The 13,617-nt window shown below is 71.8% G+C and carries 15 protein-coding genes; 6 read left to right on the top strand and 9 right to left on the bottom strand.

Annotation, left to right across the window (positions count from 1 at the left end):
- Positions 1-68 precede the first annotated feature (68 nt).
- Together AB0J76_RS44365 and AB0J76_RS44360 are read right to left on the bottom strand one after the other, a co-directional pair.
- Positions 69-1,676 carry a beta-N-acetylhexosaminidase gene (locus AB0J76_RS44365; RefSeq protein WP_352323109.1) on the bottom strand — a complete coding sequence of 536 codons (1,608 nt, stop codon included), beginning with the start codon at positions 1,674-1,676 and terminating at the stop codon, positions 69-71.
- Positions 1,673-2,917 (bottom strand): Gfo/Idh/MocA family oxidoreductase, encoded by a 1,245-nt coding sequence (locus AB0J76_RS44360; RefSeq protein WP_364393401.1) that lies wholly within the window; start codon positions 2,915-2,917, stop codon positions 1,673-1,675. Before AB0J76_RS44360 ends, AB0J76_RS44365 begins: the two co-directional genes overlap by 4 nt.
- Before the next feature lie 141 nt (positions 2,918-3,058).
- Between AB0J76_RS44360 and AB0J76_RS44355 the strand changes: the two genes are divergently transcribed.
- Positions 3,059-4,237 carry an ROK family transcriptional regulator gene (locus AB0J76_RS44355; RefSeq protein ID WP_352327528.1) on the top strand — a complete coding sequence of 393 codons (1,179 nt, stop codon included), beginning with the start codon at positions 3,059-3,061 and terminating at the stop codon, positions 4,235-4,237.
- A 163-nt stretch (positions 4,238-4,400) separates the two neighbouring features.
- The gene (locus AB0J76_RS44350; protein WP_352327529.1) at positions 4,401-4,913 is read left to right on the top strand and encodes an RICIN domain-containing protein; all 513 of its coding nucleotides are present in this window, start codon (positions 4,401-4,403) and stop codon (positions 4,911-4,913) included.
- A gap of 19 nt (positions 4,914-4,932) precedes the next feature.
- On the opposite strand, the gene AB0J76_RS44345 is transcribed toward AB0J76_RS44350, so the two are convergent.
- Positions 4,933-5,733: a response regulator transcription factor gene (locus tag AB0J76_RS44345; RefSeq protein ID WP_352327530.1), complete on the bottom strand. Its 801-nt coding sequence runs from the start codon at positions 5,731-5,733 to the stop codon at positions 4,933-4,935.
- Between AB0J76_RS44345 and AB0J76_RS44340 the strand changes: the two genes are divergently transcribed.
- The gene (locus tag AB0J76_RS44340) at positions 5,706-6,044 is read left to right on the top strand and encodes a sterol carrier protein domain-containing protein (RefSeq protein WP_352327531.1); all 339 of its coding nucleotides are present in this window, start codon (positions 5,706-5,708) and stop codon (positions 6,042-6,044) included. The genes AB0J76_RS44345 and AB0J76_RS44340 overlap by 28 nt on opposite strands.
- A 115-nt stretch (positions 6,045-6,159) precedes the next feature.
- Here AB0J76_RS44340 and AB0J76_RS44335 read toward each other — a convergent pair whose 3' ends face one another.
- The gene (locus tag AB0J76_RS44335) at positions 6,160-6,897 is read right to left on the bottom strand and encodes a DUF305 domain-containing protein (protein WP_352327532.1); all 738 of its coding nucleotides are present in this window, start codon (positions 6,895-6,897) and stop codon (positions 6,160-6,162) included.
- Positions 6,898-7,033: 136 nt separating this feature from the next.
- Here AB0J76_RS44335 and AB0J76_RS44330 point away from each other — a divergent pair, with 136 nt between their 5' ends.
- Positions 7,034-7,576, top strand: coding sequence for a hypothetical protein (locus AB0J76_RS44330; protein WP_352327533.1), 543 nt, complete (start codon positions 7,034-7,036; stop codon positions 7,574-7,576).
- Between the two features lie 134 nt (positions 7,577-7,710).
- Positions 7,711-8,178: a hypothetical protein gene (locus AB0J76_RS44325; protein WP_352327534.1), complete on the top strand. Its 468-nt coding sequence runs from the start codon at positions 7,711-7,713 to the stop codon at positions 8,176-8,178.
- Positions 8,179-8,265: 87 nt separating this feature from the next.
- Here AB0J76_RS44325 and AB0J76_RS44320 read toward each other — a convergent pair whose 3' ends face one another.
- The 4 genes from AB0J76_RS44320 to AB0J76_RS44305 all read right to left on the bottom strand — a co-directional run bounded on the left by AB0J76_RS44320 (position 8,266) and on the right by AB0J76_RS44305 (position 11,975).
- On the bottom strand, positions 8,266-9,435 hold the full coding sequence (locus AB0J76_RS44320) for an RNA ligase RtcB family protein (protein WP_352327535.1): 1,170 nt from the start codon (positions 9,433-9,435) through the stop codon (positions 8,266-8,268).
- Positions 9,436-9,646: 211 nt separating this feature from the next.
- Complete coding sequence (locus AB0J76_RS44315) at positions 9,647-10,063, bottom strand: RNA-binding S4 domain-containing protein (protein WP_352327536.1); 417 nt, start codon at positions 10,061-10,063, stop codon at positions 9,647-9,649.
- Positions 10,064-10,241: 178 nt separating this feature from the next.
- Positions 10,242-11,495, bottom strand: coding sequence for a trypsin-like peptidase domain-containing protein (locus AB0J76_RS44310; RefSeq protein ID WP_352327537.1), 1,254 nt, complete (start codon positions 11,493-11,495; stop codon positions 10,242-10,244).
- A 195-nt stretch (positions 11,496-11,690) separates the two neighbouring features.
- Entirely contained in the window at positions 11,691-11,975 is a 285-nt protein-coding gene (locus AB0J76_RS44305; RefSeq protein WP_352327538.1) for a hypothetical protein, read from the bottom strand.
- 441 nt (positions 11,976-12,416) lie between these two features.
- On the opposite strand from AB0J76_RS44305, the gene AB0J76_RS44300 reads away from it, so the two are divergent.
- Positions 12,417-12,731 carry a DUF305 domain-containing protein gene (locus tag AB0J76_RS44300; protein WP_352327539.1) on the top strand — a complete coding sequence of 105 codons (315 nt, stop codon included), beginning with the start codon at positions 12,417-12,419 and terminating at the stop codon, positions 12,729-12,731.
- Between the two features lie 49 nt (positions 12,732-12,780).
- Here the strand turns inward: AB0J76_RS44300 and AB0J76_RS44295 are convergent.
- Positions 12,781-13,617, bottom strand: an 837-nt coding sequence (locus AB0J76_RS44295; protein WP_364393390.1) for a cation diffusion facilitator family transporter, incomplete at its 5' end; no start/stop codon positions are given.

The raw sequence follows: 13,617 nt of genomic DNA, 5'->3' as shown, positions 1-13,617 counted from the left end.
GGGATTCCGGGACGCGGTGGCAGCACGTCCGGCCTGGTCCCGGCCCGGCCCGCCGGTCGGCGGCCAGTTCAGAGACGCAGGTTCGACGTCCAGCGGGCGAGCTGGGCGTCGATCTCCGCCCTGGTCCGGGGATGACCGGGGGCGTCGGGACGTCGTTGCCAGGGGTGCGGGCCGGCCGCCGGCCGGTACTCCACACCCAGCGCGTCGAGACGTCTTTCGTGCACGGCGAGCCGCGCCAGGAAGTCCTCGAAGTCGCGCTCGCCGCTCCACATCGCCTCGGCGAAGGCGGCCAGCCGCGGGAAGGCCATGTAGTCGAGCAGCCTGGGGGAGTCGATGTGCTCGGTCCACAGGGCGGCCTGCGCGCCGAGGATCCTGCCGCGCTCCCCTTCGCCCAGGCCGCCGGGGACGGGGTCGAAGGCGTGGACCGCGCGCAGGGACGTCACGCTGCCGATCGGCACCGGCTCCTGGTCGCCGTCGGACTGGCGGAAGTCCAGGTAGGTCTCGCTGAACGGCGAGACGACCACGTCGTGACCGGCCCGCACGGCCAGCACCGCGCACTTGTCACCGCGCCAGGCCGCGACGGTGACGCCGGGCGGCAGGCCGCCCTCCAGCAGCTCGTCCCAGCCGAGCGGCTTGCGCCCGCGGGCCAGCAGGTAGTCGGTGAAGTGGCGCATGAGCCAGGTCTGCAGCTCGTCGGCGTCGTGCAGGCCGAGCTCCCGGATGCGCTCCTTGGCCGGGACGCTCTCGTTCCACTGGGTCTTCGGCACCTCGTCGCCGCCGACGCAGACGTACTGGCCGGGGAAGAGCTCCAGGACCTCGTCCAGGACGTCGGTGAAGAAGGCGATCGTGCCGTCGGCGACGTTGAGCACGTTCTCGCCGACCCCCCACTCGGTGCGGACCGGCAGGCGGTCGTCGAGGTTGCCGAGCTCGGGGTAGGCGGCGATGGCGGCCTGTGTGTGGCCGGGCAGGTCGATCTCCGGCACGACCGTGACGAACCGGTCGGCGGCGTAGGAAACGATCTCGCGGATGTCGTCCTGGCTGTAGAAGCCGCCGTGCGGGCGGCCGTCGAACCGCCGGTGCCGCGCGGCGCCCACCGGCGACTCGCGCCGCCAGGCGCCGACCTCCGTGAGCCTGGGGTACTTCCTGATCTCCAGCCGCCAGCCCTGGTCGTCGGTCAGGTGCAGGTGCAGGACGTTGAGCTTGTGCGCGGCCAGCAGGTCGATGTACCGCAGCAGGTCGTTCTTCGGCAGGAAGTGCCTGGCCACGTCGATGAGGCAGCCGCGCCAGCCGTGTTCCGGAGCGTCGGCGATCTCCGTCGCGGGGATGCTCCACGCCCTGTCGCTGGTGCGTCCGGCCCGGAAGGCGGCGGGGTCGAGCAGCTGGCGCAGCGTCTGCGCCCCGTAGAAGGCGCCGGCCGGGCTGCTCGCCTCGATCAGCACCGACTCGGTCGTGGCGGTGAGCCGGTACTCCTCGGGCCCGAGGCCCGCGACGAGCCGGATCTCCACCCCGCCGGGCCCCTCCGGGAGCGGCAGGCCGGTGGCCGGGGTGAGGGCTCCGCGAAGCCATTCGGCGGCCCTGGCCAGCGCCGGGTCGGCCGACAGCGGGGTCGTGGCGGTGAAGGCGAACCGGCCTTCGCCGGGCGTGCGGCGGGCGGGCGCCGGGATCGTCGCGTTCACAGGGCCTGCACGGTCCGGGTCTCGCGAGCGCGCTCGGCGGCCCAGACCACCAGGTGCCCGGCCAGGGCCTCGGCCGGGCCGGCGCCCAGCGGCGCCTGGTCACCGGCGGCGACGGCGTCGATGAACGCTTTGGTCAGGCCCCCGTCGCCGCCGCCGTGGCCGTCGGCGAGCGACGCGCCCGCCGTCGTCTCGGTGTCGATCCGCTCCTCGGCGCCGGTCACGAAGTCGACGACCCTGATCTCGCGCCCGTCGCCCTCGGCGTACCCGCGGGTGCCGAAGATCCGGGTCCTGCGGTGCTCCAGCGGCGTGAACGCCGTCATGGTGAACGACACGGTCGTGCCCTTCGCGAACTCCAGCGTGACGACCTGCTGGTCGACCACGTCGTTGTCGCAGTCGTAGACGCAGCGGCCGTACGGGCCGGTCTCCAGCGCGTGCGTGACGCCCGCCACGGTGGCGTCGGACGTGACGGCGCCGAGCGGCCAGAACTCCCGGCGCGCGTCGCCGAGGCAGCTCAGGTAGAGACGCTTGGCGGAGTAGGCGCAGTCCGGCTCGACGGCGCAGCTCACGCACCGCGTGCTCGCGCCCGCGGGCCGGTTCTCCGGCCGGAAGTGGGTCAGCGAGCCGAAGGACGACACCGCGACCGGCTGCTCGCCGAGGATGTGGAGCAACCAGTCGATGTCATGACAGGACTTGGTCAGCAGCATCGGCCCCGATTCGGCCGCGTTCCGCCAGGCGCCCCGCACGAAGGAGTGGGCCATGTGCCACCAGCCCACCGGCTCCAGGTGCTGCACGCTGGAGATCGTGCCCAGCCGGCCGCTGTCCAGGAGCTCCTTGAACGCCCTGGTGTAGGCCGTGTAGCGGAGCACGTGACAGACCGCGAACACCACGCCGTTGCGCTCGACCGCCTCGACGATGCGGCGGGCTTCCGGCTCCGTCGGCGCCATCGGCTTCTCCAGCAAGATGGCGTAGCCGAGGTCGGCGAAGGCCACGGCCGGCTCGACGTGCAGCCGGTCCTGGGTCGCGATGACCACGGCGTCCGCGAGCTTCGGCACGGCGGCCAGTTCGTCCCATCCGGTGAAGCAGGCGCTGTCCGGCAGGCCGTGTTCGGCGGCCACCTTGGCCCGGCGGGCCGGGTCCGGGTCGGCCACTGCCACGATGCGTGCCCGGCCGTCCGCGGCGGCGGCCCTGGCGTAGATCTGGCCGCGGGATCCGGCCCCGACGATGGCGATGGTCACTGTCATTTCGCAAACTCCTTTATGAAGGTCTCCATAGATAGTCACGGAAATGACCTTGCCGTCAACCCTCTTCTCGCGCAGCACATGCAGCTGGAAGTGGGGATGGGCCAGAGGGATATAGTTCAGAGACCAGCGATAGTGAGGAGTGTGACCGTGCAGGTCAGTGGTGGCGACCTTCAGCGGCTACGCCAGCTGAACTCCCTGAGCAGCATCCGTGCCCTGCGTGAGGCGCGCGAGCCACTGACGCTCACCGAGCTGTCCGCCCGCACCGGATTGTCGCGGGCCTCCGTCGGGGACGTCGTCACGGATCTGGAGCAGCGCGGCTGGATCGCCGAGGTGCCGCCCGCGCCGGGCGCCATGGGCCGGCCCGCCAAGCGCTACCGGTTCCGCACCGACGCGGGTCACGTGCTCGGCATCGACGTGGGCGTGCACAAGGTGCTGGCGGTGATCACCGATCTGGCCGGCCGGATCGTGGCCAGCGGGCGGGTCGCCGTCGATCGGCACACCGCCCAGCGGGATCGGCTGGAGGCGGTGTGGCGGGCCGTGGACGCCGCGCTCGTCGCCGCCGGGCTGAGCGCGTCCGACCTGTGGGGCGTCACCGCGGGCAGCACCGGCGTCGTCAACCGCGAAGGGCTCGTCACCAGGGTCAACGACCTGCCCGACTGGCCCGGCGTCGACCTCGTCGGTCACCTCGGGCAGCGGCTGGCCTGCCCGATCACCATCGAGAACGACAGCAAGCTGGCCGCCCTCGCCGAGCAGCGGCTCGGGGTGGCCGCGGGCGTCCAGCACCTCGTCTACCTGCACGTCGGCCGCCGGACCGGCGCTGCGCTGATCATCGACGGGCGCCTGCACCACGGGTTCAGCGGGGCCACCGGCGAGGTCGGGCTCATGGAGATCACGGGCTGGAGCACCATGGCCGGCCGGCTGGAGAGCGGCCCGGCGGCCAAGGGGGCCGCGCCCGAGGAGGCCGCCCGCCAGGTCTTCGGCGCGGCCCGAACCGGCGACCCGGAGGCGCGGGCCGCGGTCGAGGCGTACGCCCGCCATCTCGCGCTCGGCACCGCCGCGATGGTGCTGACGCTCGACCCCGAACTGGTCGTGCTCGGCGGCGGCTTCTCCCGCTCGGCCGACGTCCTGCTGCCCGCGCTGCGCCGGGCGCTCGAACCTCACTGTGTACGCGTCCCCGACATCCGGCCCTCGACGCTCGGCGAGGAGTGCGTCGCCCTGGGCGGAGCCTGCCTGGCGCTGGACCACGTGGACGACCGGTTCTTCTCCCCGGAGGGTTCCATCTCCAGCCCCGCCGCTCCGCAGCGGACGCGGCCGAGCTGACGGCGACCGCCTCGGCGGTGGACCTCTGACCTCCCGGGCAGTTCGGAGGCCTTCGACACCGGCCAGTGATGCGTCACCTTTCCGCCAGATCACTTTACGCAGTCATAGGATTACTTTCTGTATGCGTTGTTCATGGTCGTCACCGCATCAGTGGAGGTAATCCATGCCCGCCAGCCCCGTCGCCCGTCTGATGGCCGTTTCCGCCGTCGCCCTGGTGGCCGCCGCCGTCGCCCCCGCCTCGACGGCCCACGCCGCCCAGGCCGGCCCGCCGGTGTGCCTGGACGCCACCAACAGCCGCGCCGACAACACTGTGGTGCGTCTGTGGACGTGCCTGAACCACCCGAACCAGAAGTGGGTGATCCAGGGCGGTCAGATCAAGGTCGAGGACACCGTCGGCACCGGCCGGGAGGTCTGCCTGGACGCCACCAACAGCCGCGCCGACAACACCAACGTGCGCCTGTGGACGTGCCTGAACCATCCCAACCAGAAGTGGGTGATCCGAGGCGGCCAGATCAAGGTCGAGGACACCGTCGGCACCGGTCGCGAGGTCTGCCTGGACGCCACCAACAGCCGCGCCAACAACACCGTGGTGCGGTTGTGGACGTGCCTGAACCACCCCAACCAGAAGTGGGTGATCCAGGGCGGCCAGATCAAGGTCGAGGACACCCTGACCTGACCCCCGGGCCGCGCTCGGGTCACGGGCGGGTCGTGGAGGATCTCGCCAGCCCCTCGCGGAACGCGATGGCCGCCGCCTCGGTACGGGTGGCCGCGCCCAGTTTCGCCAGGATGTGGGAGACGTGCACGCCCGTCGTGCTGGGCGAGATGTGCAGCCGGGCGGCGATCTGCCGGTTGCTCAACCCGTCGGCGATCAGGACGAGCACGTCGCGCTCGCGCTCGGTGAGCCCGTCCTGCGCCGGTCGGGGCCGTCCGAGCAGGGCGATCTCCCTGGCGAGCGGCGCGGCGCCCAGCTCGTCGGCCAGCCGCGCGGCCTCCCCGAGGCGGGCCGTTCCGCCGGGCCGGTCGCCCGCCGCCAGCGCGGCCCGCGCGCCGTGGAACAGGCTCAGCGCCAGCTCGTACGGCTGCCCGAGGTCCCGCCAGGCAGCCGCCACCTCGTCCCAGCCGGCGTCCTCGACCAGCGCGCGCAGCATGATCTGCCAGGCCCGGTCGAACGGCCCGTCCACGCCGAGCGTCGCATCGACCGCGGCGAGCTCGGCCTGCCGCGCCGCGACCCGCTCGCGGGGCGCGCCCCGGGCCAGCCGCATCCGCTGCACCAGGGCGCCGGCGACCAGGACCGGCCGGGCGTCGCTGCTGTAGATCCGGGTGAGCGCCGGATCGGCCAGCGCCCGCTCCAGCAGCAGGTCGGCCCGCTCCGGGTCGCCCTGCGCGACGGCGAGCAGGCAGAGCAACTGGTGGCGGGAGAACAGGTCGCCGCTCGCGGCGTGCCCGGCCGCCGCGGCGGGTCCGCCTGGTGGACGTCGACCGGGCGCTGGCGGCACGCCGCTACTCGACCCCCCTGGACCTGGTGCTGGAGGTTCAGGACACGTTCTGCCCCTGGAACGCCGGGCGCCACCGCCTGCTGGCCGACGGCGACTCCGTCACCTGCGAACGCACCCGGGCCCAGCCCGACCTGCGGCTCACCTCCGCCGAGCTGGGGGCGGCCTATCTGGGCGGCACCACGCTGGCGTCGCTGGCCGCGGCGGGCCGGGTCGAGGAACTGCGGCCGGGCGCGGTCACCGCAGCCTCGCTCGCCTTCCGCGGCGAACGCGCGCCCTTCCACCCGTCGGGCTGGGCGTTCCCGGCCTTCTGACGGCCCGTGCCCTTTCAACCCTCGGGCTGGGCGATCCCCTCGGGCTGGGCGATCCTCGCCTTCTTCGCGGCCCGCGCCGTTCCTTCCCCGCACCGGCCGAGCGGCCGGGATGTCGTCAGGACGTTTCGGTGGTGGGTGTCATGTCGGACATGTGCGGCTCTGGTGTCATCTCGGACGTGGGTGGCTCTGGTGGCTCGGACGGGGGCGGCTCTGGTGTCTCGGACATGTGTGGCCCTGGCGTCATGTCGGGCATGTTTGGGATGCAGGGCATGCTCTGCTCCCCGAACCACTGGACCAGGTACCGCCGCATCGTGGCGACCTCGGCCCGCTGGTCGTCGCGCACCTTGCGGGCGAAGGCGGCGACCTCGGGATGCACCGCCTCGCCGTGCACGAGGAGCTGCTCCGACGTCATGATCGCCATCATGTGGTGCGGGATCATGTGCTGCAGGAACGCCTTGTCGAGCTGATTCCCCGAAAGCCCCGACAGGTCGGGCATCGTGGTCGCGCCCGGGCTCGGCGCCGGGCTCTGCGGGTACCACTGCCGCAGCCAGCCCTTCATCGTGCCGACCTCGGCGGTCTGCGTCGTGACGATCGACTGCCCGAGCCGCCGCATCTCCGGCCTGCTGGACCGCTGCAGCTGACGGGCTGCGGCGATGGCCTCCTCGTGATGCGGGACCATCTGCGACAGGTAGTCGTACTCGCTGGTCACGGCGTGCATCTGCCCCATGCCGAGGCACGTGGGCTGGGTGCCCGCCGGGCTCGGGCTCGGGGACGGCATCGGCGAAGATGCCATGGCAGCCGTGGCGGCCCCCGACGCGGTGGTGACGGCGGCCAGGAATGCCCCGGCGGCCATCGCTGTCATTGCGGAGCGTCGCTTCATGCGTACCCCCAACGCCGATTCGACACCTACTCCAACGGTAACCCGCCCCTGAAATGTCACCGCGTACGCCCGTACGTGGAGGATTTTCGACCTTTAGGATGATCCACCTATGCGCGGAAAAATCGTGATAGTCGCGTTCTTATTGCTGACGGGCTGTTCGACGAACGAGCCGAAGGACTGGGTGCTCAAGGATCCGAGCCACTGGCCGCTGGCGTCATTGCCGGCCGCGGCCGCCAAATCAGGCGTGCCGGAGGGGGCGGACAAGGTGCTGGCGCGGATCCAGGTCGCGGAGTACGACATGGTCCCCTGGATCAACGACAAGGGCGTGTGCGGGCTCGCCGACCAGGGGTCCTCCAGCGTGCTCTTCAACATGAGCCAGGATCTGACGAAGTCCGAGGGCAACGTCGTCACCGCGGAAGAGGGCTTCGCCGGGCCGAAGGAACCCATGGTCGGCACCAGTTCGGAGAGCACCGTGACCCTGTGGTGCACCCCCACCCGGATGTTCGTCACCGTCCAGGCAAAAAACCTCGGAAAGGTGCAGCTTTACGGAAACGCGGCGGCAAAGAAGACCAAGGAAAAACTGACGGTCGTGGTGGGCACGCCGGAGGCGGTCAAGCAGTCACTCCCCGGCGCGACCCTGATCGGCCGCTAGCCCCGCATTTCATCAGGTCGCCGCGGGACCGATCCCTTTCTGTCCGCTCGCCTGAACCGATGCTCAACCGATCCTCAACACCGCCGCCGTCACCCTCGACCAGAGATCCGAGCCACCTGAAGGGAGTCGCGCACATGACGCACATCCTCGGAAACGCCGCGGCCTCGCTCGCCGGGGCCGGCCTGAGCCTCGCCCTGCTGACCTCCACCGCGCACGCCACCACCCCGGCCACCACGGCCGCTCCGGCGCACAGCGTCAGGTCGAGCTGCACGATGAGCGATGGCGAGAAGGCGCGATTCGAGATCAAGTACCGGACGACCGGCGGCTACCACCGCGTTTCCGACATCATCTACCGCTGGAACACCGAGGCGCCGGTCCGCCTGAAGACCGCACACCTCAACCTGATGGTCGAACGCCGCGGCAAGGACGGAAAGGTCCACGAGGAGACACTTCACGAGAAGAAGGCATTCGACGACGTCTCCTACGACATCGTCGTCGACCTCAAGGTCCCGGCCAAGAAGAAGCTCTACCTGGCCGTGGACGCCACGTTCGTGAAGAAGGGCGAAACGCTGCGCTGCACGGGACGCACATCCGGCGTCTGACGCCTCCTGAACGCCACTCCCGCAGCCGGACCTGCTCACAGGGGCGCCGCCTTCCAGGCGGTGCGGCAGCCGGCGGGTGGACGACGGTCACGGCCGCCCCCGCCTGCGGCGGTCCTTTCGGGAGGCCGGCCCGAGATCGGGGGTCTTGTAGGTGACCAGGGGGATCGTGGTGGCCACGGGCGTGGCCAGACCGTGGTCGACGAGGTCGTTGATCACCTGCTCGATGCGCTTGTAGGCCGTGGGCGCCTCCTCGAAGAGGAGCTGGCGGTCGCCGCACACCACCACCGACCCCACCGGCGTGCGGCGCAGTTCCTCGACGGTGTGCTTGGCCCGGCCGCGGCGCAGGGCGTCCGCGCGCGACATCTTGCGGCCCGCGCCGTGCGCCACGGAGTGGCCGGCGTCCGGACCGGCGTGCGCGGCCACGAGGTAGGACGGGGTGCCGCGGGTGCCGGCGATGAGCACGTCGCGGCCGTCGCCCGGCGCCGCACCCTTGCGGTGCAGGTAGCCGCCGTCGCGGAGTTCGACCGAGTTGTGGCACTGGTCGAGGATCGGCTCGGCAGGCTCGAACCCCAGCGCGTGGGCAACCCGGGCGGCCAGCAGCCGCCGGTTGAGCGATCCCCACCGTACGGCCTCGTCGTGCCTGGCCAGGTAGGCGCAGGGATCGGGGGCCGGGCCCGCGCCGTGGACCTCGGTGTGCTCACGCAGGATCCGCTCGCCCAGCCCCCGTGAACCGCTGTGGACGACGAGAACCAGGTCACCGGCGTCGAGGCCGAGCCGAGCGGCGTGGCCCGGTTCGAAGACCGTCCCGATCCGGGCCAGCTCGACGAAGTGATTGCCGCGGCCGACCGTCCCGAGGCCCTCGACGTGACCGGCGGGGATGTCGCCCTTCATGACGGCCCAGGCGGGATCGTCGGCATCACGTACGGGATCCAGCGCACGATCGAGGTCGGGGAAGCGGGCGGCGAGCTTCTCGGGCACGGCGCGCTTCAGCCTGACCGGGAACACGGCGATGCCGCACCCGATGTCGGAGCCCACCAGGAACGGGTAAAGGACGGCCGACGCCATGGCGGCCCCGACGGGCGCGCCCTTGCCGGGGTGCAGGTCAGGCATGGCGGCGACGTGCGTCATGCCGTCGAGGGCGGCCACCTGACGGCACTGCGCGACGGCGTCGGACTCGATCCAGCTGGTGGGGGAGGCGAACACGGTGACGGTGGCCCCGGTGACCGGAGCGGACGGGGCCGGGTGCTGCTGAGACAAAGACGTTCTCTTCCCTGCAGAAGGGCTGTTCCCTGGAGAGGGCATGGACAGGCGGCAGCACGACGCGAACCGGCGTCGCGGCATCTCGAAGGGCGGGGTGTCTTCCGTCAGAGCCTCATGGGGACCACGTTCTCGAACCCCCGCCGCCCCAGGCAACCGATTTTCGGCCCGGCGCCGCCTCCGCGCGTCGGGTGCGGCGGGACGTGCCCGGTCAGTCCGGGCGAGCCCGGCCGCCCCGCCGCTCCTCCACCACCGGGCGCGCGAGCAGCCTGTCGATGCTGCGGCGCTCGCGTTTGGTGGGACGCCCCGCGCCACGAGCCCGGACGGCCACCGTCACGGTCTCCTCGCGGGGAGGTGGCGGAGGGCTCTTGTCGACGTAGCACTCGGCGGCCACGGCGGCGCCGACGCGCTTGGTGATGACACGGGAGACCACCACGATGCGTTCGCGGCCGTCGTGCCGCAGCCGGATCTCGTCTCCGACCCGTACGGCGTGCGCAGGCTTGACCCGCACCCCGTTGACCCGGACGTGCCCGCCCCGGCAGGCGTCGGCCGCGACCGAACGGGTCTTGGTGAGCCGTACCGACCAGATCCAGCTGTCCACCCGCACACTCAGCTGCTCACCCACCACCCCGACACTGTACTGAGAACCCCGCACCGGCTGTCGTCCGCCATCCGTCCTCCACCTCGGTGACGAGAAAGTCGGAGCCCTGATGAATGCGCAGGCTGTCGTGAGCGCTCCCGCGGAGGACTGCCATGAGGATCCGCCTTTCCTGCCTTGGGGGAGAGGCCCCGGCGTGGACGTCGGGTCAGGTCTTCTCCTGGAGGGTGACGTTGACCTCGCGCGCCTGGCCGTCCCTCAGGTAGGTGATTCTGAGCTGCTGGCCCGGCTTGGAGCCTCTGACCTGTCCGACGACGGTCTCGCCCGCGTCGACCGGGGTGTCGCCGATCTTCGTGATCAGGTCGCCCTGCTTCAGTCCGGCCTTCTCCGCCGGGCTTCCTGCTATGACCTGGCTGATCAGGGCGCCGGGCACGTCGCCGGTCGCGTCGGTGACGCTCACCCCGAGGACCGCGTGACGGACCTTGCCGGTGGCGATGAGCTGGTCGGAGACGTGCTTGGCGGTGTTGACCGGGATGGCGAAGCCCACACCGCCGCCGGCGGCGTTCGAGGCGATGGCGGTGTTGATGCCGACCAGCTCGCCCTTCGCGTTGACCAGCGCGCCGCCGGAGTTGCCGGGGTTGATCGAGGCGTCGGTCTGGATGGCGCCGCCGATCGTCGTGCCGGCGCTTTGGGGGCTCTGCTCCTGTCCCCAGCCGGGCGGGAGCTGCTGCCGCTGGTCAGGGCCGGTGGTGAGGGTACGGTCAAGCGCGCTGACGATCCCCGCCGTCACGGATCCGTCCAGGCCGAGGGGGCTGCCGATGGCCAGTACGGCTTCGCCGACCTTGAGCGCGTCGCTGTCGCCGAGCGTCGCCTTGGTCAGCCCGGACACGCCCGCGGCCCTGATGACGGCCAGGTCGGTGGCCGGATCGGTGCCGACGATGCTCGCCTTGGCCGTCTTGCCGTCGCTGAACTTCACGCTCATCTGCCCGCCGCCCTGGCTCGCGCCCTCGACCACGTGGTTGTTGGTGAGGATGAGGCCGTCCGCCGACAGCACGACGCCCGAGCCCTCGCCGCTCTGCCCCTGGATCATCACGACGGTCGGCTGAACCCTGGCCGCCACGTCCGACACGGTGAGCGATCCGGAGGCCGGCTTGAGGACGGGGCTGGGCACGTGGCTGGTGGTGGCGACGGGCGCGGGCCGGAAGGAGGTCGCCGCGACGGCGCCGGCCACCCCACCGACGATCGCCATCGCCGCCAGCGCGAGCCCGGCCACCGCCTTCTGGCCGGCGGTGAAACGCGCCTTCAAGGTCGGCGCCGGCGGAGGCGGGGGCGGCGGCTGCTCCGTGACGATCGGGTCGCGGCGGGGGAAGCCTCCGGCGGTCGGCGGCGTGGTGCCGAACTGGCTCCACCCGCCGTTTCCCTGTGTTCCAGGGTCCTGCTCGTGAGGCTCGTGCGCGTTCATCTGTCATCTCCCTCAAGTTCTGCTGCCTCACGGTGCCAACTCCGGCGTAAGACCCGGCTAAGCCCTTGATCCGGAACCGGGCCCGCTCCTCATGGCGGCCTTATCGATCCAGGTCGGGGCGGGTGTGGCTCCCAGAAAACCATTTTTTACGCGCTGTCGAACCACGCCGCCCGAACCGGCGTACGAGAGGTCGTCTCAAGGGCGCGGGGTCGGGAGCGCGTCGCCGAGGGAGGTGAGCAGGAGGTGGCGCTGCAGCAGGGTGAGCTCGCCGACACTGGTGCCGGGATCGATCCTGGCCTGGCGCAGGGTCCGCGTGATCTGGTCGGGGGTGTGCTCGGGCAGGGCGCGCAGGAGGGCGGTGGCGTCGGCGGTGATGGTGGTGGCGTCCCGGCGCGCCAGGAGTTGTTCGAGGGTGAGCCGTCTGGCGGTGGGCGGGACGGCCACCGCGAGGGCCGCGGCGAGTGCGAGCGGGCGCGCCACCGCCGACGCGTCGCGGCGATCTGTGCCTGAACCGCCTGTCCCTGGACGGCGCCCTCACCGGAGCGATGAACCTGCTGGGCTTCGGGCACGGCGGCGCCCTGGGCGTGCAACACACCGCGGGCGGCGACACCATGGTGTGGACCGAGTGGGCCGCGAGCCCGGCATCCGGCTACGCCCTCGGGCTGCCGTTCCAGGGGGTGGCCCCGCACGCCGACCACGCCTACCAGCTGCTCGGCAGCGCTTACGGCCCCGCCAACCCCGCCTCCTCGCCGGGGAACATTCGCCTTTACCGCATCCACCTGCCCAGCGGAAAGGTCGAGCAGCAGATCCTGGACCGCACGGCCAGGAACCTCGTCCCCCGCGAACCCGAAGGACTCGCCGTTCTCGCCTCGTCCGACGCCGGACCTGTGGGGCCTGCCCCAGGCGTCGCTGGAACCCCGCATGGCCTGGATGCGGCAGGGCCACCAGAACATGCCCGGCATGGGACCGCAGTCCGCCCAGATGCCCGGCATGGCCACCCGCGAGCAGCTCAAGCAGCTGGAACAGGCGAGCGGCAAGGAGGCGGAGACCCTCTTCCTGCGCCTGATGATCCCGCATCACCAGGGCGGCGTGCAGATGGCTCAGGCGGCGCAGGGAAGCGGCCAGCCGCAGGTGAGGCGCATGGCGAGCTCGATACTCGCCGCCCAGAAGGCGGAGATCGAGCTGATGCGCGGCATGCTCGCCGCCCGCGGCGCGGCCGGGACCACGTCGCCCTAGACCGGTCGCCGTCGCCGTCCTTGCGAGCGGTTTCGCCCTGAACCGCCGGCTACCAGCCGACCTCGTCGCAGCCGGTGTGTCCGTCCGGCTCCACCTGCAGGGTCGCGTGCGCGACGCCGTGACGGGTGCGCAGCAGGTCCCGGGCCTGATCGAGGACGGCGTGGTTGTCGCTCTGGTCGCCCGTGACGAGGTGGGCGGTGGCGACGTGCATGCCGGAGGTCAGCGTCCACAGGTGCAGGTCGTGCACGTCGCGCACGCCCTCGATGGCCGCCAGGTCGGCCGCCACGACGGAGGCGTCCATGCCCTCGGGCACGTGCTGGCCGAGCACCGCGAACACCTGCCGGCCGAGCGAGATCGCACGCACGGCGACGAACACCCCGATGGCCAGCGCGATGACCGTGTCCCAGAACGTCTGGCCGGTCGCCGTGATCAGCCACCCCGCCGCGATGACGCCGACCGACCCCGCCGTGTCGGCCACCACCTCCAGGTACGCGCCCTTGACGTTCAGGCTCTCACTGGCTCCGGACCGCAGCAGGACCAGGGCGATCAGGTTGACCACCAGCCCGAGCGCGCCCACCACGAGCATCGGCCCGGAGGACACCTCGGCTGGCCCGCCGATCCTGCCGATCGCCTCGGCGACCACGTAGACGGCGACGCCCAGCATGAGGATCACGGCCAGCAGCGAGGCGAACACCTCGGCCCGGTAGGAGCCGTAGCTGCGCCGGCCGGTGGTGTCGGGGCGGGCGGCGATCCTGGTGGCGACCAGCGCCGCGCCGAGCGTGACCACGTCCGCGGCCATGTGCCCGGCGTCCGACATCAGGGCCAGCGACCCCGAGATCAGCCCGTAGACCAGCTCGACCAGGAAGAACCCACCGATCAGGACGAA

The sequence above is a fragment of the Nonomuraea sp. NPDC049624 genome (assembly GCF_040675255.1).
In the GTDB taxonomy this organism is placed as follows: Bacteria; Actinomycetota; Actinomycetes; order Streptosporangiales; family Streptosporangiaceae; genus Nonomuraea.
Note: the sequence above shows the minus strand (reverse complement) of the source record. Positions and strands in the feature narration are given on the sequence as shown.

What these genes read in the sequence shown, in the direction of transcription:
- AB0J76_RS44325 (WP_352327534.1), top strand. Translation starts at nt 7,711, where the DNA reads ATGACGCACATCCTCGGAAACGCCGCGGCCTCGCTCGCCGGGGCCGGC.
- AB0J76_RS44310 (WP_352327537.1), bottom strand. Translation starts at nt 11,495, where the DNA reads ATGAACGCGCACGAGCCTCACGAGCAGGACCCTGGAACACAGGGAAAC.
- AB0J76_RS44360 (WP_364393401.1), bottom strand. Translation starts at nt 2,917, where the DNA reads ATGACAGTGACCATCGCCATCGTCGGGGCCGGATCCCGCGGCCAGATC.
- AB0J76_RS44350 (WP_352327529.1), top strand. Translation starts at nt 4,401, where the DNA reads ATGCCCGCCAGCCCCGTCGCCCGTCTGATGGCCGTTTCCGCCGTCGCC.
- AB0J76_RS44330 (WP_352327533.1), top strand. Translation starts at nt 7,034, where the DNA reads ATGCGCGGAAAAATCGTGATAGTCGCGTTCTTATTGCTGACGGGCTGT.
- AB0J76_RS44300 (WP_352327539.1), top strand. Translation starts at nt 12,417, where the DNA reads ATGGCCTGGATGCGGCAGGGCCACCAGAACATGCCCGGCATGGGACCG.
- AB0J76_RS44335 (WP_352327532.1), bottom strand. Translation starts at nt 6,897, where the DNA reads ATGGCCGCCGGGGCATTCCTGGCCGCCGTCACCACCGCGTCGGGGGCC.